Genomic DNA, 16,312 nt, shown 5'->3' with positions numbered 1-16,312 from the left:
GGGGGTCCCTTCGGGCGTCCGTCACGTGCCGAGGAAGTCCTCCAGCTCCGCCGCCACGTCGCCGGCCTGCTCCAGGTGGCAGAAGTGCGTGTAGTGGGCGTGCCGGCGGACCTGCGCGGCCGGCATCGCCTCGGTGAGCGCGCGGGCGCCCGCCGGGGGCAGGGAGACGTCGGTGGTGCCGGCGAGGACCAGCGTCCGGCTGCCCACCCCGCTGAGGTCCAGCTCCCAGGTGGCGACCGTGCAGTCGAGGAACGGCCCGAAGGCCCGCGGCACCACGTGCTGGACCAGCTTGCGCTCCATGCCCGCCAGGACGCGCGGTGCGATCGTCCTGGCGCGCACCTTCAACCGGAGCCCGTCGCGGACGGCCGACTCCAGCGCGACGCGCGCCGCGGACCTCAAGCCGTCGTCCACCTCGGCGCCGCCCGGTTGGTACACCGGGGCGAGCAGGGCGACGCGTTCGAACGCGAGTCCCGCGCTGAGCAGCTCCAGCGTCGCGTTCGCCCCGAAGGAGTGGCCTACCACGGCGTGGACCGGGTGCGGCACGGTTGCCAGCGCGCGGCGCAGCCACTGCCCCGGTGTGCCGCTCGCGTGCCAGGAGTAGTCGTTGCCCGCGCGCCACGGCAGGTCGAGCGCGATCAGTCGGTGGCGCGGCGCGAGCAGTTCCGCCAGCTCCGCCCAGCTGCGCCAGCCGTCCTCGATGCCGTGCACGAGCACCGCCGTCGGACCGTTCGCGGACAACTCGTGCCACTCGGCGGTCGCCACCTCCCGCTCACCCGCCGGCACGCGGGCGGCCCAGGCGCAGGAGGGCGGCGGCCACGGCTCCCCGGGGGTCGGCGGACGTCACCAGCGCGAGCCGGCCGGCGGAACCCGGGTCGGCCGCGGCGTGGCTCAGGACGGCGGCCAACTGGAAGGCGGCGGACGTGGAGTGGGCCTCGCCCAGCGATCCCGTCAGCGGGGCGAGCACGACCTCCGGACGACCCTCTTCGACGACGGCGGTGTGCTCGTCGTCGTCGGTGACGCCCGAGGTGGTGGCGATCCACACGGGTTCGGCGGGCGCGGCGTCGAGGACCCGCCGCACCGCGCGGGTCACGGCGGCGCCGGTCTCGCCGTCCGGGGCGACCAGCGAGGTGACGGCGAGGACTTCGGCGAGCCCCCGCCCCGCGCGCTCCAGCCGGAACATCGCGCACCCCTCGACCAGGGGCGCGGTACCGCCGGACAACCGGTCGACCTGCTGCCTGGCCTCGGAGTGCTCCTCGACGGCACCCGCGACGACGGTGTCCGCGCGGCCCGCGCCGAGGAGGCGCCGGGCGTAGCCGAGGGCGACGAGCCCGGAGGGCCGACCGGCGGCCAGGGTCGTGTTGGGCCCCTTGAGGGAGTGGTGGATGGAGCACTGGCCGGCGGCGCTGTTCATGGTCGCCGCGAGGATGGTCGACGGCGGGATGCGGTAGGGCTTCTTGCCGGTCAACGAGATGCGGACGACGTCGAGGCTGCTCTGCACGCTCCCGGTGGTCGCCAGCACCAGCCCGGTGCGGGCCGGCACGTCGTCGTCGGCGACCAGGCGGGCGCAGGTCACGACGGCGAGGGCCGCGGCGCGGCTCATGCCCAGCACCGCCTGCCTGCCGACGACCTCGCGGGGGTCGAAGCCCGGGACCGCCCGGGGTCCGTCGCCGCCGGGCCCCCCGGCGCGGATGCCGGCGGCGAAGTCCGCGGTGTCCACCCCGAACGGGGAGACGGCCGCCCAGTCGACGACGATCACGTGTGCTCCTCGTACCGGGTGAGGACGACGATCGCGTTGTTCCCGTTGAACGCGAAGCTGTTGTTCTGCACCACGCGCACCTCCGCCGGGACCGACTCGTTGGGGACGCAGTCGATCCGGCACTCCGGGTCGGTGCGGCGGTGGTTGGCGGTCGGGGGAATGAAGCCCCCGGTGATCGCGATCGTCCCGGCGACCGCGCCGAGGGCCGCCGCGGCACCCATCGCGTGGCCGAGCATCGACTTGAGGCCGATCGTCCGCGGCGGGTGGTCGCCGAAGGCGGCGCGGATCGCCCGTGCCTCGGTGACGTCGTTGAACTTCGTCCCGGTGCCGTGCGCGGAGACGAGGTCCACCTCCTCGGGCCGCACCCCGGCGTCGGCCAGCGCGAGCGCGATGCAGACCTCGACGCCGCCCTGGTCCGGCAGCGTCGGGTGGGCGGCGTCGCAGTTCAGCCCGTAGCCGAGGACCTCGGCGTGGATGCGCGCCCCCCGCGCGCGGGCGGCGGTGAGGCTCTCCAGCAGCAGCACCCCCGCGCCCTCGCCGTTGAGGATGCCCTGGCGATCGGCGTCGAACGGCCGGCACCTGTCGGGGGCGATGATGCCGAGCCGGTAGAACGACGCGAAGGACTGGAGGCAGACCGCGTCCGCGCCGCCGACGAGCGCGTAGTCCGCGTCACCGGACCGGATGGCGTCGAACCCGGACCCGATGGCGTAGTTGCCCGCCGCGCAGGCGGTCGTGAACACCACCGCCTCCACGTCCCACAGCCCCAGTTCGCCGGCGACGGACGCGGCCAGCCGGTCCACCCCCACCCGCCCGGCCAGGACCGGGTCCATCGCCTCCGGCCCGCCGGCGACGAACTGGGCGCCGAGCCGGTCGAGGTCCGCGCCCTCGCCGTTGGTCGTGCCGATGGCGACCTGGCCGCGGCGGTCCCGCAGGTCCGCGTCGGCCAGGCCGGCGTCCGACACCGCCATCCGGGCCGCCGCGACGGCGAACCCGCTCGCCCTGCCCAGTTCCGCCGCGGGCACCCGGCTGATCCACCGCTCGGGTCGGAAGTCCGGCACCTCGCAGGCGTTGACGTGGTCGAAGCCGGTGGTGTCGAACGCCGTGACGGGGCCGACCTCGCTGCGCCCCGCCCGCAGGCCCTCGGTGAACCCGGCCGCGCCGGTACCGATGTTCGAGACGACGCCGAGCCCGGTGACGACCACCCGCTCCGCCGTGCTCATCGCGCCTCTGCCACGACCTCGTAGGCCCCGGCGAGGTTCGTCATCCGGCCCGCCTCGGACAGGTCGATGGTGACGTCCAGCTCGTCCTCGATGATGGTGATGATCTCGATCACCTGCACCGACTCGACCCCGTACTCCTTGAAGTCGGCGGTGTCGGCGAGCTGCTCGGGCTGGAGGTCCAGCGCCTCGCAGACGATTCCTTTGACGCGGTCGCGCTCGTCGAGCGTCAGCTCTGCCATGTCGGCGGTGGCCCTTCTGTGCTCGTGGTTCTTGGTGGGTGCGCCGCCGGGTCAGCCGCGGAGCGGGCGGACCGGGCCGAGGGCCTCGACCAGGCGGTCGGGCAGCGCGATGGTGCCGTGCCCCTCGGTGGAGACGGTGGCGTAGACGATGCCGCCGGTGCAGGCGGTCCGCCCGTCGCGGCGGAAGGCGAAGTCGAGGGTGAAGCTCTTCCCGCCGATCCGGGACGTGCTGACCAGGACCTCCACCTGGTCCCGGGCCCGGACGCCGGCGCTGAAGTCGAAGTCGAAGTGCACGACGTGCACGTCGAAGCCCAGGTGCCGCCACTGCGGGTACGGCAGCCCCCGCTCGGTGAAGAAGACGTCGATGGCCTCGTCGACGTAGCCCAGGTACCACATGTTGAACATGACGCCTTGGCCGTCGATCTCGTAGAAGCGGGGCGTGAACGAGTACCCCGGCTTCACTCCGTCGTGGTCCTGCTCTCGGGCTGTCATGACCGCTCCTCCGCGTCGGCGTTCACCAGGTGAACGCGCCTTCCTCGTGCAGTTTTACCCCGAGAGCAGCCTTGCCCAGGTACTCCAGGCACTCGTCCGGCTTGGCGGGCATCACGGCGCAGTACTGGATCTCCCTGATCAACCGCTCCAGCGGCTTCGACCGGCTGACCGCCGCGGACCCGCACGTGGCCACGGCCTCCCGGACGAGGTCGGCGCCCAGCTCGCCCACGACGTACTTGGCGGCGTGCACCCTGGCGTTGGTCTCGGTGCTGCCGCGGTCCGCGTCGATCGACCGGGCGGCCTCGTGCACGAGGGCGCTCGCCGCGGCCAGGCGGGCCGACAGGTAACCGAGGTTGCGCTGGACCACGGGCGATTCCGCGCGCGAGGGCGTCGTGGCCACCGCCTCCACCACGTGCCGGTGGATGGCCTCGGCGATCCCGAGGTACGCCCCGGTGTACCCGGCGACCATCCAGTGCGGCTCGCGGATGATCCGGGGCAGGGACATGCCCTCGATGCCGAGGAAGAGCCGCGAGGCGGGCACCTCGACGTCGTCGAGCGTCATGCCGGCGGTGCTGGTGCCGTACATCGCGCTCAGGTCGTACACCTCCCCGAAGGTGACGCCGACGTCGTCGGGGGAAACCAGGAAGTGCGAGATCTTGCCCGGATCGGTGTTGCCTTCGGGGCGTGCCGGCACCGCGTAGTAGTCGGCCACGCCCGCCAGTGAGACGAACGACTTCCTGCCGGTGATGACGAACCCGGAGCGGTCGGGGGTCGGCCGGTAGGTGGTGCGCAGGCCCAGCAGCTTCGCGCCGCTGCCCGGTTCCGAGGTCGCGGAGGCGAACATCCGGCCGCCGCGCACGATCTCGTCGAAGAACCAGGTGCGGAACTCCTCGGCCATGGGCGGCAGTGGCGTGTCCGCCGATTCGCACATGGGTCCGATGACGGCGTTGTGCATGTTGAAGCCCAGCGCGGCGGCGCCGTTGTAGGAAGCGAGGACCGCCAGGACGCGCCAGTACTGCTCGAACCCCAGACCGGCTCCGCCGTGTCGCCGCGGGACGATGAGCCGCAGGAACCCGGCGTCGCGCAGGACGCGGTACGCCTCGCGGCTGTCACCGGTGCGGGCGTCGACGTCGCGGGCCGACGCGGCCAGCTCCGGACCGATTCCGTGGGCGGCTTCGAGGATGCCCTGGAAGTCGTCAGGAAGAGTCACCGTGTTCTCCTGTTCCGTGTCCGTCGACCGAGGGCCGGTACGTCGCCGACGCGAGCGCCAGGCGGTCGATCTTGCCGCGGTCGTTGACCGGCACCGCGTCGAGGCGGACGACGCGGTCGGGCACCATGTACACCGGGAGGTGACCGCGCAGGTGGCCCGTGATCTCCCCCTCGGTGGCGGCGCCCGAGGCGTACAGCCATATCCCGCCCTCGTGGTCGCCGGGCTTCTGGACGGCGACGGCCGCGTCCACCCCGGCTACCTCGCCGGCGACGCTCTCGATCTCGCCCAGGTCGATGCGGTAGCCGCGGCGCTTGACCTGGACGTCGCGCCGTCCGCGCAGCACGATCCGCCCGTCGGGCGTGCGGCGGCCGATGTCGCCGGTGGCGTAGGCGCGGCGCACGACCCCGTCGCCGAACCGCAGGGGGCGGGTCGGGTCGTGCAGCTCGCCCGCCTCCAGGTAGCCCCGGAACACCGTGGCGCCGGCGACGAAGATCTCGCCCTCCCCGTCCGTGGGCCGGCCGGACTCGTCGAACACGTCGACGACGTCGCCGGGGACGGCCCGCCCGACGGTCATCCCGCGGTCCGCGGTCCAGTCGGGCGGGACCCTGGTGAACGTGCACACGTTCGTCTCGGTCGGGCCGTACAGGTTGTAGAGGGGCCGCCCGTCCAGGAGTTCGACGTAGGTCTCCAGTGCGCGCGGCGGGAACGGCTCGCCCGCGTAGAGCGCGACGCGCAACGCGGGCGGGAAGTCGTCCCGGAAACCGCCGCGCTCCAGCAGCTCCTGGTACAGCGACGGCACCGCGTACAGCACGGTCACCGCCCGCTCGGCGAGCCACGCGGCCACGTCGCGGGGGAACGCACGGATGCGCTCGGGCATCAGGACGGCGCACGCCCCCACCGCGGCGGTGCCGAACAGGTCGAAGGTGGACAGGTCGAAGGTCAGGGCCGCCTGCGAACCGACCACGTCCGTCTCCGCCAGGCCCACCTCGCGGGCCGCCCACAGCGCGAAGTGCGCGACGTTCCCGTGCGACAGCAGGACGCCCTTGGGCCGGCCGGTGCTGCCCGAGGTGAACAGCACGTACCCGCCCTCGGTGGTGGGCGCGGTGGTCGGCGGGGGATCGCACCTCGTCCAGCCGATCCCGTGCCCCAGGTCGCCCTCGGCGGGTGGGTGGTCCTCGTCCGCCTGGGCCACCACCCGGGCCGCCGCGCGCGTCGCCGGAGTGGTGAGCAGCAGGGAGAACCCCGCCTGGTCCCGCATCCGGCGGGTGCGGCCGACCGGGCCCCGGACGTCGAGCGGCGCCACGACGGCCCCCGCGCGCAGCCCCGCGTAGATGCCGAGCACCGCCTCGGCCGACTTGGGCGCGAAGACGCCGATCCGGTCCCCGGCCCGCACGCCCGCCCGCCCGATCCGCTCCGCCAGGTCGTCGACGGCGGCGTCCAGTTCGGCGTAGGTCCAGGTCCGGCCGTCGGCGACCAGCGCCGGTCGGCCGGGGTGCCGCGCGGCGCTGGCGGCGAGCAAGCCGTCGAGCGTCACCGGTCCGACCACGAGCCACCTCCGACGCGCCTGATGTGCCCTGTCACGATCTCCAGCTCCCCGGGTCCTCGACTCACAGCAGCACCGTCAGCCGACGCGGCCCCCAGGCCGTCGTCAGCGGGACGGTCAGGGCGCCGCGCTCCGGCGACCGCCGGGCGGTCAGCGCGGCGAGGTAGAGCTCCACCAGGCCGGACAGCGCGCCGAACCCCGATCCGGGGTCGCCCTCGACCACCGCGCCGGACCGTGTCCGGTCGTGTGGCGGCGCGGCTCCGCGGAACAGGAAGGCCACCGCCGTGTCGGATCGCGCCAGGGGGAGCCGCGTGCCCCGCTCGACCAGCTCCTCGGCGACCCGCCGGGCCCGGACGTCGGCTTCGAGGTCGACGGCGACCAGCAGCACCTGGTCGACCTCGTCGTCGTTCAGCAGCACGTCCACCAGGTCCAGGGCCTCGTCGCGCAGGTCCCGCTGCGCGGAGAAGCACATCGTCGGCCCGGTGATGCCGAAGTCGCGCGCGACCACCCCGAGGATCGTGGTGGGCACCGATTGGTAGAACAGCAGCGGGTTCTGCATCTGGCCGGACGCCAGCAGCCTGCTGCCCAGGTCCGCGGTCACCGCGTCGCCGAAGGTCGTGGCGAGCACGAGAGCCGTCCTGGCCCCTTCGTCGCCGAAGGGCTCGCCACCGGTGACCCCGGCCACGCACCGCTCGACCACGGCCCGGACCAGGGGGCTGAAGGTCGACTCCACGAAGCCGGACACCCTGGGCAGCGCCACCGGCTCGTGCGCGGACCCGTCCGGGGCGCGCCCGGACGGGGACAGGAACGCCTCGGCCACCAGGTGGTGGCCGATCGTCGTCGCAGTGGTCACGGGCGGCTCAGCAGGAGTGCGGTGTTGACCCCGCCGAAGGCGGAGTTCAGGGAGACGGCGTGGTCCATGCGCACCTCTCGCGGGGTGTCGGTGACGTAGTCCAGGTCGCACCGGGGGTCCGGCGTCGTGAAGTTCGCCGTGGGCGGGACGATGCCGTGCCGCAGCGCCAACAGCGTGATCACGGCCTCGACCGCGCCGGCGCCCTCCAGCGGGTGCCCCGTCGTGCTCTTGGTGGAGCTGACCGCGACCTCCGGCGCCCTGGCGCCCAGCACGTCGTGCAGCGCGGCGGTCTCCGCGGTGTCGTTCGACGCCGTGCCGGTGCCGTGGACGTTGACGTAGTCGACGCGGTCCGCGTCGAGGCGTGCGGTGCGCAGCGCCGCCCGCACGGCGTCCGCGGTGCCCCGTCCCCTGGGGTGCGGGCGGCTCACGTGGAAGGCGTCGGAGGTGATGCCCCACCCCGTCACGCGGGCCAGCACCTCGGCCCCGCGCGCCCGCGCGCCGCGCCCCGACTCCAGGACGAGCGCGGCCACGCCGTCGCCCAGCAGCAGCCCGGTGCGGTCCTTGGAGAACGGGCGGACGTGCCCGTCCTTGGCGAACGCGCGGGCCGAGTCGAACTTCGCGAACAGCTCCTCCTCGACCAGGTAGGCACCCGCGCACAGCAGCGCGTCCACCCGCCCGGCGCGGATCAGCCTGGCGGCGTGGATGACGGCGTCCGCCGAGGCCACGCACGCGTTGATGAACGTCGACCGGAGCCCGCCGAGCCCCAGTTCGTCCGCCAGGGCGTGCGACAGGTGGCTCGGCAGGCTGTCCGCGACGGGGACCGGCGCGTCGCCGTCGTCGCCGGAGCGCCAGAAGGAGGTGATGGGCGTGTAGTCGCCCTGGCTCCCGACGAGAGTGCCGGCGATCGCCGAGGGGGCGAGCCCGGACATCCCGATCGCGGCCGACGAGCAGGCCACCAGGACGTCGCGCTGCCGCAGCGGCGCGGTGGCGTCGTCGGGCATGCCGGGGTAGCCGGGACCGCTGCCGGTGTAGGTGGCCGCCGCACCGCAGCGGAACCGCCCGGTGTCGAAGCGGCGCACCGGGCCGAACGCGTGCGTCCCGGTGAAGACACCGTCGAGGAGCGCCTGCTCGCCGAAGCCGAACGCGGTGAACACCCCGATCCCGGTGATGACGACGTCGGTGTCGGCTGTCATCGCGATTCCTCAGCCCTGCCTGGTCGAAGCGGCCAGTTCGTTGACGTAGTCCCGTATCCGGGTGAGCGACGAGAAGTGCTCCGCGCGGACCTCGCGAAGATCCAGTTCGATGTCGTGCTCGGTGCGCAGGCTGTGCTGCAACCAGGCCAGTGAGAAGGAGTCGACCACCAGTTCGGTGTCGTCCTCCAGCTCGTCGACGCCGGCCAGCGTTCTTCCCTCGACGAGAATCGTGCGGATGTCAGCCGTGGTGATCACCGGGTCACGCTCCTTTCGCTTCCGCGGTCGCCGGGTGCAGTGCGGCCACCTCGTCCACCAACGCGCCGAACGTGCCGGAAGCCATTCTCTCGATGACCTCGTCGGGAATGCTCAAGTCGTATTCCTGTTCGACGTTGACCACGACCTCCAGGATGCCGATGGATTCGACCCCCAGTCCGTCTGCGCCGATCGGCGCGGCCCAGTCGATCCCCTCGTCGAACTCCCCTTCGAGGAAGTTCGCGAGAACGGACGTGACGAAGTCGGCGATTTCTTCCCTGCTTGGGGGCATGTCTTCTTCTTCCCAGTTCGGTGTGCGCGTGCCCGGTCCGGTCAGTGCCCGCCGCCCACGGCGTGCACGCCGCCGTCCACGTGGACGATCTCCCCGGTGGTGCTCGGGAACCAGTCGGACAGCAGCGCCACGCAGGCCCGCGCCGCCGGCACCGGGTCGGTGATGTCCCACCCGAGCGGCGCGTGCTCGGCCCACGGGGCGGAGATCTCGTGGAAGCCCGGGATGCTGGTGGCCGCGACGGTCTCCAGCGGCCCGGCCGCGACCAGGTTGACCCGGATGGCCTTGGGGCCCAGGTAGTGGCACAGGTACCGCGCGCACGACTCCAACCCTGCCTTGGCCACCCCCATCCAGTCGTAGGCCGGCCACGCGCGGGACGCGTCGAAGTCCAGTCCCACCACCGAACCGCCTGGTCCGAGCAGTGGCAGACACGCCGTGGTCAGCGACTTCAGGGAGTACGTCGAGGCGTGCACGGCCGCGGCGACGTCCTCCCAGGGAGTGCTCAGGAAATTGCCGCCCAGCGCCCCCGGTGGCGCGGACCCGATCGCGTGCACCACGCCGTCCAGGCCGTCCACGTGCTCGCGGAGCCGGCCCTCCAGCGACTGGAGCTGCGCGGCGTCGGTGACGTCCAGCTCCAGCACCGGCGGGACGTTGTCCGGTCCGGACGGCAGCCGCCTGGCGATGCGCGCGGTCAGCCCGGGCCGCGGGTACGCGGTCAGCAGGACCTGCGCGCCCTCCTGCTGCGCGATCTTCGCGATGTGGAAGGCGATGGACGTGTCGGTCAACACCCCCGTCACCAGGACGCGTTTTCCGTCAAGAATTCCCATGACGAGTCCCCAGATCTCCGAGCCTGTTCGGAGCCGTCACCGGCTCCCGTTGCCCAGCTTCGAAGCCGGTACGACCGGCTCCCCGGGAGTTCGGCACGGAAACTCCGGCGCGCTTCGCGTGATTAATGCGCGCCAGCCGTTTCCGTCAATGATCACCGGTGCACGTGGGTCGCCGGTGCACGTGCCGATAGCCCCAGGGCGCCGAACCTGCCACTGCCCAAGCGATTACGGTCGGTTTTTCATAAAAGTGTGATCATCGTCACAGTGCCTTCGTGTCCCTTGTCCGAACCTTCGGATTGACCGCGGGCGCCCGTTGCGGGATAGTCTCGCCGCTCGATTCGAAACTTTTTCGTACCGAATCGGGAAACGCCTGCCCGGACGGGCGACCGGTAAACGGGAAGTTGGTTTTTCAATTATCGTCCGCGCCGGGTCTCCGTACTAGGGTGGCGCCATGGCTCTGGACCCTTCGTTCATCGGGCGCAGCTACCCGCGGACCCGGCCCTATCTGGTCAGCCGGGAGAAGATCCGGGAGTTCGCCGGGGCGATCGGCGACCCGAATCCCGTGTACCGGGACCCGCACGCCGCCCGGGCCGCGGGGTACGCGGACGTGATCGCGCCGCCCACCTTCGCGGCCGCCATCACCCGGGGCGCCTTCGAGTCGCTCGTCGCCGACCCCGCCCTCGGCTTCGACCACGCCCGCATGGTGCACGGTGAGCAGACCTTCCACTACCGCAGGCCCCTGGTCGCCGGCGACCTGGTCAACGACACCGTCTCGGTCACCGACATCACCACCCGGCTCGGCAGCGGGTTCCTGACCCTGCGCCACGAGATCACCACCACCGAGGGCGAGCCCGTGCTGACCGCGACCGCGCTGCTCGTCGTGCGGCCGGGGGGCGGATCGACAGGAGGAGGGGCATGAGCGCCAGGACCCACGAGTCGGTCTCGGTCGGGGACGCGCTGCCTGCCCGCCAGGTGCGGCTGCGGCGCGCCGACCTGGTCCGCTACGCCGGGGCCTCGCTGGACTTCAACCCGATCCACTGGAACGAGCGCGTGGCAGTCGGGGCCGGCCTGCCCGACGTCATCGCGCACGGCATGCTCGCCATGGCCCTGACCGGCACCGCGATCACCGACTGGGCGGGCGACGCGGGCGCGATCGTCGAGTTCACCAGCCGCTTCATCCGCCCGGTCGCCGTTCCGGACGACGACGCGGGAGCGGCCGTCGAGCTGTCCGGCAAGGTGCGCGACAAGTACGACGACAGCACCGTGCGCGTGGCCGTCGTCGCCACGGTCGCCCACGCCGCCGTCTGCAAGGTCCACGCCGTCGTGCGACTGGCCTGACCGGGTGAACCGGGACTTCAGCGCCTCCGCGCCGGACCGGTTGTTGTGTGTGGGGGGCGACGCGACCCGGATCCGCACCGGCGAGGGTGCCTTCTGGCTCGCGGCCGTGCGCGACGCGTTCTCCAACCGGATCGTGGGCCGGAAGACCAGCGACCGCTGCGACACCGACCTCGTGCTCGGCGCCCTGGAGTACGCGATCTGGTCCCGCGACGTGCGCGACGGGCAGTTGATCCACCACAGCGACCGCGGCTCGACCTACACGGCCTTCCGCTCCGCGGAACGGTTGGTGGACAACGGAATCCTGCCCTCGATGGGGTCGGTCTGCGACTCCTGCGACAACGCCCTGATGGAGAACTTCTTCTCCACGCTCAAGATCGAGCTGGTCTACCGCCGCTCCTGGCGCACCCGCGACGAGGCCGAGAACGAACTGTTCCGTTGTATCGACGGGTTCCACAACACCGAACGCATCCAGAAGGACCTCGGCCGGCTCAGTCCCGACGAGTACGAAGCCGCCTGGCACGCCGCCCAGACCGAACCGACTGCCATCCCGGCATCACCGATCCGATCCGGGTAACAACCGCCTCGGGTTGTCGGGGGAACCTCAGGTTCCCGCTCTCCGCGGGAGGTGCGGTCACCGAAGTCGGTGGCTCCGGCGGATCGCCGGCCGACGCGTCCTGGGACTTCGTCGGCCGGCGCCGTCGGGAAGTGACTACCGCCCAACCCCGACCTGTCGGGCGAGCTTGTCGGGAGCCAGGTCGAGCCACTTGTGGTTGGTGCTGTTCCAGAGGTCGCAGTGGTGGGTGGCGGAGAACTCCGCCGAGGACACGGTCGCGCTGCCACCGGTCTTCAGGATCATCACGCGGTCGTTCGAGATGCCCGGCCACGGGGCCTGGCCCGTCGTGTCCGGCGTACCCCGCCGGACGAAGGCGCCCCAGTACCGGACCATCTCGGACGAGAGGCGGAGCTCGTCGCGGTCGTGGAGGCTGTCGGGCGTCGGCCAGAGGTAGGGCTGGTCCACCCCGTGGTAGGAACCGGGGTCGAAGGCGTTCGGGTTCTCCGGCCCGGAACCGGGGCTCCGTGCGTCGAACCTGTACAGGTACGTCTTCGGTTGGTACTTCGAGACCTGCTTCGCGAGTTGTGCGTATCCGCACCCGCCGAGCCCGTAGAAGGCACTGGAGTCCAGCCACACCGAGCCCAGGGCGTAGGTCGCCGTCTCGTGGGAGGGGAAGTCGCTCAACGGGTACTGCTCCAGGACGTCGGCCGCCCGGTCGCCGAACAGGTACTGGAGGCTCTTCTCGTACTGCGCGGGAGTCGCGTAGGCGAACGGCAGGGCCCAGGGCCGCACTTCGTCACGGGTGCTGCCGATCAGCAGCGGGACCCGTTCGAACCTGCCGGTCTGCAAGGCGGTCAGCGGTGCGACCGGCAGTTCGGCGACGCCCGCCGTGGGGAGCGCTCCGGAGAGGACACCGCCTCGGAAGCCCGCACTGGAGTTGAGGATCTCGGCCGCGGACTTCCCGCGCAGGCAGGCCACGGGGTTGTTCGTCGTGCCGCACCCGGCGTCGGTGGAGAAGCGCCGGCCGGCCGCCTGGGACTCGGTGACGGTGCGGCTCGGGCACCCCCCGCTCTCGATGACCGCCCCGTTGATCAAGCCGTGGATCAGGGGTGAAGCGAGCAGGGAGCACACGGAGTGGCCGCCGGCGGAGTGGCCGGCGATCGTCACGCGCCTGCTGTCGCCGCCGAACCGGTCGATGTTCCGGTTGGCCCAGCGGAGCGCGGCGGCCTGGTCGAGGAGGCCGTAGTTCCCGGCGCCGCCCTGGCTCAGGCCCGGCAGGCTCAGGAAGCCGAAGGCGCCCAGCCGGTAGTTGATCGACACGACGATGATGTTGTTGGTCCGGGCCACCAGGGAGGCGTCCACGTTGCCGGAGCCGGCCGAGAACCCGCCACCGTGGATCCAGAACAGCACCGGGAGGCGTTCGCCGGCCGGCCTCGACGGGCGGTGCACGTTCACGTAGAGGCAGTCCTCGGTCACCAGCGGTTGGTACGCCTGGGGACAGGTGGGCCCGTGGTTGGTCGCGGGCCGTACTCCCGCCCACCCCCGCGGCGGTTGCGGTGGTTGCCACCGGAGACCTCCCACGGGGGGAGCGGCGTAGGGGATTCCGAGGAAGGAGTCCACCACGCCGTCGGTCTTCCCGATGAGCTCACCGGATTCCGTGCGGACCTGGAGCGAGCGCGTGTCCAGGCGCGAGCTGTCCGCGGTGGCCGTGCCACCGGTGGCGATGGACGTCACGGCCACCACCGCTGTGACCGCGACACCGAGCCATCTGAGTTTTCTCCGCAACGTTCCTCCCGAGGGCGAGCTGCTTTCGGTCAGCTTGTTGTGGCGCTGGGCACGGGACAACGAGGCGGTTCGGTCACCGGACCCGCGGATCGGGAATCACCCCCGCGGCTCACGGCTCGGAGGACTGCGACTGCAGGGCGCTGATCGTCCTGGTGATCCGGTGGCCGACCATCGTCAGCAATCCCGTGTACTTGGCGACGTCGGCCCGGAACAACGGCGCGGTGATGGACAGCGCGCCGGTGGTCAGGCCGGTCGGGCCGGTCAGGGGGATGGCCACGCTGACGTACCCGACGCGGGTCTGCTCGTACTCGACCGCGTAGCCGTTCGCCCGCGCCTGGGCCAGCTCGTTCAACAGGAGTCCCGGCGCGCTCACCGTGTGGGGTGTGAGGCGTTCGAGCGGATCGGCGATCACCTCGTCGACCAGTGCCCGGGGACCGAAGGCGAGCAGGACCTTGCCGGTCGCGGTGCAGTGCATGGGCATGCGGCCCGCCACCCGCGACGGCCTGGTCACCTGGCCGTGGCCCGACACCTTCTCCAGGTAGAGGACTTCGCGACCGTCGGGGACGGCGAGGTGGACGGTCTCGTTCGTGGCGTGGTAGAGGTCCTCCATGTACGGGCGGGCGGCGTTGCGGAGGATGCGCTGGCGAGGTACCCGCTGGCCGATCTCGAACAGGCGGATGCCGAGCCAGTAGTCGCTGCCGCGCCGTTCCAGGACGCCCCAGGCCAGCAGTTCCTGCGCCAGGCGGTGGACCGACGCCTTCGCCACCCCGGACCGCCGGGACAGCTCGGTGAGGCTCAGGTGCTCGTCGTCGGGGCCGAACGCCTCCAGGATGAGCTGGACCTTGCCGAGGACGCTGTTCGCCGTCATGGAAGCACCGCCAGTCCGGACATCGGGCCGGTTCGGTCAGCGGAACCGGTTCGCACGGCGCGACCGGTCCGCCGACCGGACCTGGACTACGGGATCAGGACCGCTCGGCCGCGCACCCGGCCGGCCTTCAGGTCCTCGACGGCCGACGCCGCGTCGGCGAACGCGTACTCCTGCACGCCCACCCGGAGTTCACCCGCGGCCAGCCGCTTCACCAGGTCGCCGGCGACCTCGCGGGCCCGGCGTTCCCGGCGGATCATGTTGACCGGCAGCAGCGCGACGTCGTCGAGCAGCCAGGACGGCAGGTCGACGCGGACCTCCGCGCCGGTCACGTAGCCGATGACCACCGCGCGCCCGCCCGGTCGGACCCAACGGGTGCGGGCCACCAGCCCGTCGCCGCCGAGCGTGTCGACCAGCAGGGACGCCGGGCGGTCCGCGGCGAGCCGCTCGACGTCCTCGGCCGAGTCCAGGCACACGCCGGTGACCCCGTCGGGCACGTCGGCCAGTTGGTCCGCGCGTCCGACGACGCCGGTCACCTTCGCGCCGGCGAGCCGTGCCTGCTGCGCGACCATCGAGCCGACCGCGCCGGCGGCGCCGACCACGATCACCTCTTCGTCCTCGCCGAGCCGGGCCACGTCGTGCAGGGCCGCGAACGCGGTCGTCGCCGGGACGAAGAAGGTCGCCGCGATCGCCGGGGCCAGCGGGGCGTCCAGCCGGGTCACGGCCTTGGCCGGGACGCTCACCCGCTCGGTCCAGGTGCCTCCGCGCAGCAGGCCCAGACCCGCGCCGCGCAGCATCACCCGGCAGCCCGGTTCGAGGCCGGAGTCCGCGTCGCACTCGGCCACGACCCCCGCGCCCTCGACCCCGCCGGTGTAGGGCAGGGGCGGCTTCAGGTCGAACGTCCCGCTCGCGACGGTGGTGTCCAGGTGCGCCACCGCCGCCGCCTGGACGTCGACGAGCACCTCGCCCTCGCCGCGCACCGGCTCCGGCACGTCGTCCACGACGGGAGCCGAGCCCCACGCGTGGAACCGCACCGCCCTCATGCCGCGGCGGCCTTGCGCAGGAACTCCACGCTGAGCGGGTTGTAGCGGGCGGCCTGCTCGTGCTGCGGCCAGTGCCCGCACTCCTCGAACAGCTCCAGCTGCGACCCGGGGATGTTCTCGTGCATCTTGGCGGCTTCCGGGACCTCGCCGAACGGGTTCTGGCGTCCCCACACGATCAGCGTCGGTTGGGTGATGCGCGCCAGGTGCTCCGGGCGCAGCAGGTTGCGCTGGCGCCGCTCCATGTCCTGCAAGGACAGCAGGTTGTCCACGTTGGCCACGAATTCCGGCGTGTGGTAGATCGCGTGCCGGACCTCCACCAGCTCCTCGGTGGCGTTCTCGGCGCTGGCCATGAGCAGCCGCAGGCGCTTGCGGGTCAGCTCGACGTCGTCGGTGGTGACGGCGGCCTTCGTGCTGGTGCGGATGCGGTCCATGACCTGGAGGTTGGCCACGGTCCCGCCGGCGCACAGCAGTTGCAGGCTCAGCACCCGCTCCGGGCTGTCGATCGCGGCGCGCGCCCCGACCCAGCCGCCCAGGGACTCGCCGACGATGTGCGCGGCGCGGATGCCCACGGCGTCGAAGTAGTCCAGCAGGTGCTGGACGTAGTCGGCGATCTCGTAGGGCCGGGCGGGCTTGCCGGTGTAGCCGTGGCCCAGCATGTCGATGGCGTGCACGTCGAACTCGCCGTGCGCCGCGATGTTGCGGCTGAACGCCTCCAGGTGCCCGCTGGTGCCGTGCAGGAAGACCACGGCGTCGGCATCGGGGTTGCCCGCGCGCAGCGCTCGGGTGGGCACACCGGCCGCGTCGACGTACTCGACGCGGTGGGCGATCGGGCTCAGGTCGGTCCAGATGCTCAT

At 72.4% G+C, this 16,312-nt stretch carries 19 protein-coding genes; 3 read left to right on the top strand and 16 right to left on the bottom strand.

Translation table 11 applies throughout. From position 1 onward, the window contains the following. Positions 1-21: 21 nt before the first annotated feature. From ACRAKJ_RS26915 to fabI, 12 genes are all read right to left on the bottom strand, one after another. A complete protein-coding gene (locus tag ACRAKJ_RS26915; RefSeq protein ID WP_438922889.1) occupies positions 22-762 on the bottom strand; it encodes an alpha/beta fold hydrolase in 741 nt (246 codons plus the stop codon). 7 nt (positions 763-769) lie between these two features. Further along, positions 770-1,756, bottom strand: a complete 987-nt coding sequence (locus tag ACRAKJ_RS26910; protein WP_438922890.1) for a beta-ketoacyl synthase N-terminal-like domain-containing protein — start codon at positions 1,754-1,756, stop codon at positions 770-772. After that, positions 1,753-2,976, bottom strand: coding sequence for a beta-ketoacyl synthase N-terminal-like domain-containing protein (locus ACRAKJ_RS26905; RefSeq protein WP_438922891.1), 1,224 nt, complete (start codon positions 2,974-2,976; stop codon positions 1,753-1,755). Before ACRAKJ_RS26905 ends, ACRAKJ_RS26910 begins: the two co-directional genes overlap by 4 nt. Next, positions 2,973-3,215 (bottom strand): phosphopantetheine-binding protein, encoded by a 243-nt coding sequence (locus ACRAKJ_RS26900; protein WP_438922892.1) that lies wholly within the window; start codon positions 3,213-3,215, stop codon positions 2,973-2,975. The genes ACRAKJ_RS26905 and ACRAKJ_RS26900 overlap by 4 nt, the downstream gene beginning before the upstream one ends. 51 nt (positions 3,216-3,266) lie before the next feature. Continuing rightward, a complete protein-coding gene (locus tag ACRAKJ_RS26895) occupies positions 3,267-3,707 on the bottom strand; it encodes a thioesterase family protein (RefSeq protein WP_438922893.1) in 441 nt (146 codons plus the stop codon). A 22-nt stretch (positions 3,708-3,729) separates the two neighbouring features. After that, a complete protein-coding gene (locus ACRAKJ_RS26890; RefSeq protein ID WP_438922894.1) occupies positions 3,730-4,917 on the bottom strand; it encodes an acyl-CoA dehydrogenase family protein in 1,188 nt (395 codons plus the stop codon). After that, positions 4,904-6,463 carry an AMP-binding protein gene (locus tag ACRAKJ_RS26885; protein WP_438922895.1) on the bottom strand — a complete coding sequence of 520 codons (1,560 nt, stop codon included), beginning with the start codon at positions 6,461-6,463 and terminating at the stop codon, positions 4,904-4,906. Before ACRAKJ_RS26885 ends, ACRAKJ_RS26890 begins: the two co-directional genes overlap by 14 nt. Positions 6,464-6,524: 61 nt before the next feature. Then, positions 6,525-7,313: a ketosynthase gene (locus ACRAKJ_RS26880; RefSeq protein WP_438922896.1), complete on the bottom strand. Its 789-nt coding sequence runs from the start codon at positions 7,311-7,313 to the stop codon at positions 6,525-6,527. Then, the gene (locus ACRAKJ_RS26875; RefSeq protein ID WP_438922897.1) at positions 7,310-8,506 is read right to left on the bottom strand and encodes a beta-ketoacyl synthase N-terminal-like domain-containing protein; all 1,197 of its coding nucleotides are present in this window, start codon (positions 8,504-8,506) and stop codon (positions 7,310-7,312) included. Before ACRAKJ_RS26875 ends, ACRAKJ_RS26880 begins: the two co-directional genes overlap by 4 nt. A gap of 9 nt (positions 8,507-8,515) precedes the next feature. Then, positions 8,516-8,761, bottom strand: a complete 246-nt coding sequence (locus ACRAKJ_RS26870; protein WP_438922898.1) for a hypothetical protein — start codon at positions 8,759-8,761, stop codon at positions 8,516-8,518. 4 nt (positions 8,762-8,765) lie between these two features. Beyond that, positions 8,766-9,050: a phosphopantetheine-binding protein gene (locus ACRAKJ_RS26865; RefSeq protein WP_438922899.1), complete on the bottom strand. Its 285-nt coding sequence runs from the start codon at positions 9,048-9,050 to the stop codon at positions 8,766-8,768. A gap of 41 nt (positions 9,051-9,091) precedes the next feature. Further along, entirely contained in the window at positions 9,092-9,874 is a 783-nt protein-coding gene (fabI, locus tag ACRAKJ_RS26860; protein WP_438922900.1) for an enoyl-ACP reductase FabI, read from the bottom strand. 451 nt (positions 9,875-10,325) lie between these two features. Between fabI and ACRAKJ_RS26855 the strand changes: the two genes are divergently transcribed. The 3 genes from ACRAKJ_RS26855 to ACRAKJ_RS26845 are packed head-to-tail and all read left to right on the top strand — an operon-like array spanning position 10,326 to position 11,786. Continuing rightward, the gene (locus ACRAKJ_RS26855) at positions 10,326-10,793 is read left to right on the top strand and encodes an FAS1-like dehydratase domain-containing protein (RefSeq protein WP_438922901.1); all 468 of its coding nucleotides are present in this window, start codon (positions 10,326-10,328) and stop codon (positions 10,791-10,793) included. Further along, entirely contained in the window at positions 10,790-11,212 is a 423-nt protein-coding gene (locus ACRAKJ_RS26850) for a MaoC/PaaZ C-terminal domain-containing protein (RefSeq protein ID WP_438922902.1), read from the top strand. The genes ACRAKJ_RS26855 and ACRAKJ_RS26850 overlap by 4 nt, the downstream gene beginning before the upstream one ends. A gap of 4 nt (positions 11,213-11,216) precedes the next feature. Beyond that, the gene (locus tag ACRAKJ_RS26845; RefSeq protein ID WP_438922903.1) at positions 11,217-11,786 is read left to right on the top strand and encodes an IS3 family transposase; all 570 of its coding nucleotides are present in this window, start codon (positions 11,217-11,219) and stop codon (positions 11,784-11,786) included. A gap of 135 nt (positions 11,787-11,921) precedes the next feature. Here ACRAKJ_RS26845 and ACRAKJ_RS26840 read toward each other — a convergent pair whose 3' ends face one another. The 4 genes from ACRAKJ_RS26840 to ACRAKJ_RS26825 form a co-directional block, all read right to left on the bottom strand. Then, positions 11,922-13,499, bottom strand: coding sequence for a carboxylesterase/lipase family protein (locus ACRAKJ_RS26840; RefSeq protein WP_447008707.1), 1,578 nt, complete (start codon positions 13,497-13,499; stop codon positions 11,922-11,924). Positions 13,500-13,659: 160 nt separating this feature from the next. Then, positions 13,660-14,418: an IclR family transcriptional regulator domain-containing protein gene (locus tag ACRAKJ_RS26835; RefSeq protein ID WP_438922905.1), complete on the bottom strand. Its 759-nt coding sequence runs from the start codon at positions 14,416-14,418 to the stop codon at positions 13,660-13,662. 86 nt (positions 14,419-14,504) lie between these two features. Beyond that, the gene (locus ACRAKJ_RS26830; RefSeq protein WP_438922906.1) at positions 14,505-15,458 is read right to left on the bottom strand and encodes an alcohol dehydrogenase catalytic domain-containing protein; all 954 of its coding nucleotides are present in this window, start codon (positions 15,456-15,458) and stop codon (positions 14,505-14,507) included. Next, positions 15,455-16,312, bottom strand: coding sequence for an alpha/beta fold hydrolase (locus tag ACRAKJ_RS26825; RefSeq protein ID WP_438922907.1), 858 nt, complete (start codon positions 16,310-16,312; stop codon positions 15,455-15,457). The genes ACRAKJ_RS26830 and ACRAKJ_RS26825 overlap by 4 nt, the downstream gene beginning before the upstream one ends.

The organism is Saccharothrix sp. DSM 118769 (assembly GCF_052936295.1).
Note: the sequence above shows the minus strand (reverse complement) of the source record. Positions and strands in the feature narration are given on the sequence as shown.

Excerpts from the sequence above, each read along its gene's own strand:
- ACRAKJ_RS26905 (WP_438922891.1), bottom strand. The coding sequence starts at position 2,976 with ATGAGCACGGCGGAGCGGGTGGTCGTCACCGGGCTCGGCGTCGTCTCG.
- ACRAKJ_RS26900 (WP_438922892.1), bottom strand. The coding sequence starts at position 3,215 with ATGGCAGAGCTGACGCTCGACGAGCGCGACCGCGTCAAAGGAATCGTC.
- ACRAKJ_RS26895 (WP_438922893.1), bottom strand. The coding sequence starts at position 3,707 with ATGACAGCCCGAGAGCAGGACCACGACGGAGTGAAGCCGGGGTACTCG.
- ACRAKJ_RS26875 (WP_438922897.1), bottom strand. The coding sequence starts at position 8,506 with ATGACAGCCGACACCGACGTCGTCATCACCGGGATCGGGGTGTTCACC.
- ACRAKJ_RS26865 (WP_438922899.1), bottom strand. The coding sequence starts at position 9,050 with ATGCCCCCAAGCAGGGAAGAAATCGCCGACTTCGTCACGTCCGTTCTC.
- fabI (WP_438922900.1), bottom strand. The coding sequence starts at position 9,874 with ATGGGAATTCTTGACGGAAAACGCGTCCTGGTGACGGGGGTGTTGACC.
- ACRAKJ_RS26855 (WP_438922901.1), top strand. The coding sequence starts at position 10,326 with ATGGCTCTGGACCCTTCGTTCATCGGGCGCAGCTACCCGCGGACCCGG.
- ACRAKJ_RS26850 (WP_438922902.1), top strand. The coding sequence starts at position 10,790 with ATGAGCGCCAGGACCCACGAGTCGGTCTCGGTCGGGGACGCGCTGCCT.
- ACRAKJ_RS26835 (WP_438922905.1), bottom strand. The coding sequence starts at position 14,418 with ATGACGGCGAACAGCGTCCTCGGCAAGGTCCAGCTCATCCTGGAGGCG.
- ACRAKJ_RS26830 (WP_438922906.1), bottom strand. The coding sequence starts at position 15,458 with ATGAGGGCGGTGCGGTTCCACGCGTGGGGCTCGGCTCCCGTCGTGGAC.
- ACRAKJ_RS26825 (WP_438922907.1), bottom strand. The coding sequence starts at position 16,312 with ATGAGCATCTGGACCGACCTGAGCCCGATCGCCCACCGCGTCGAGTAC.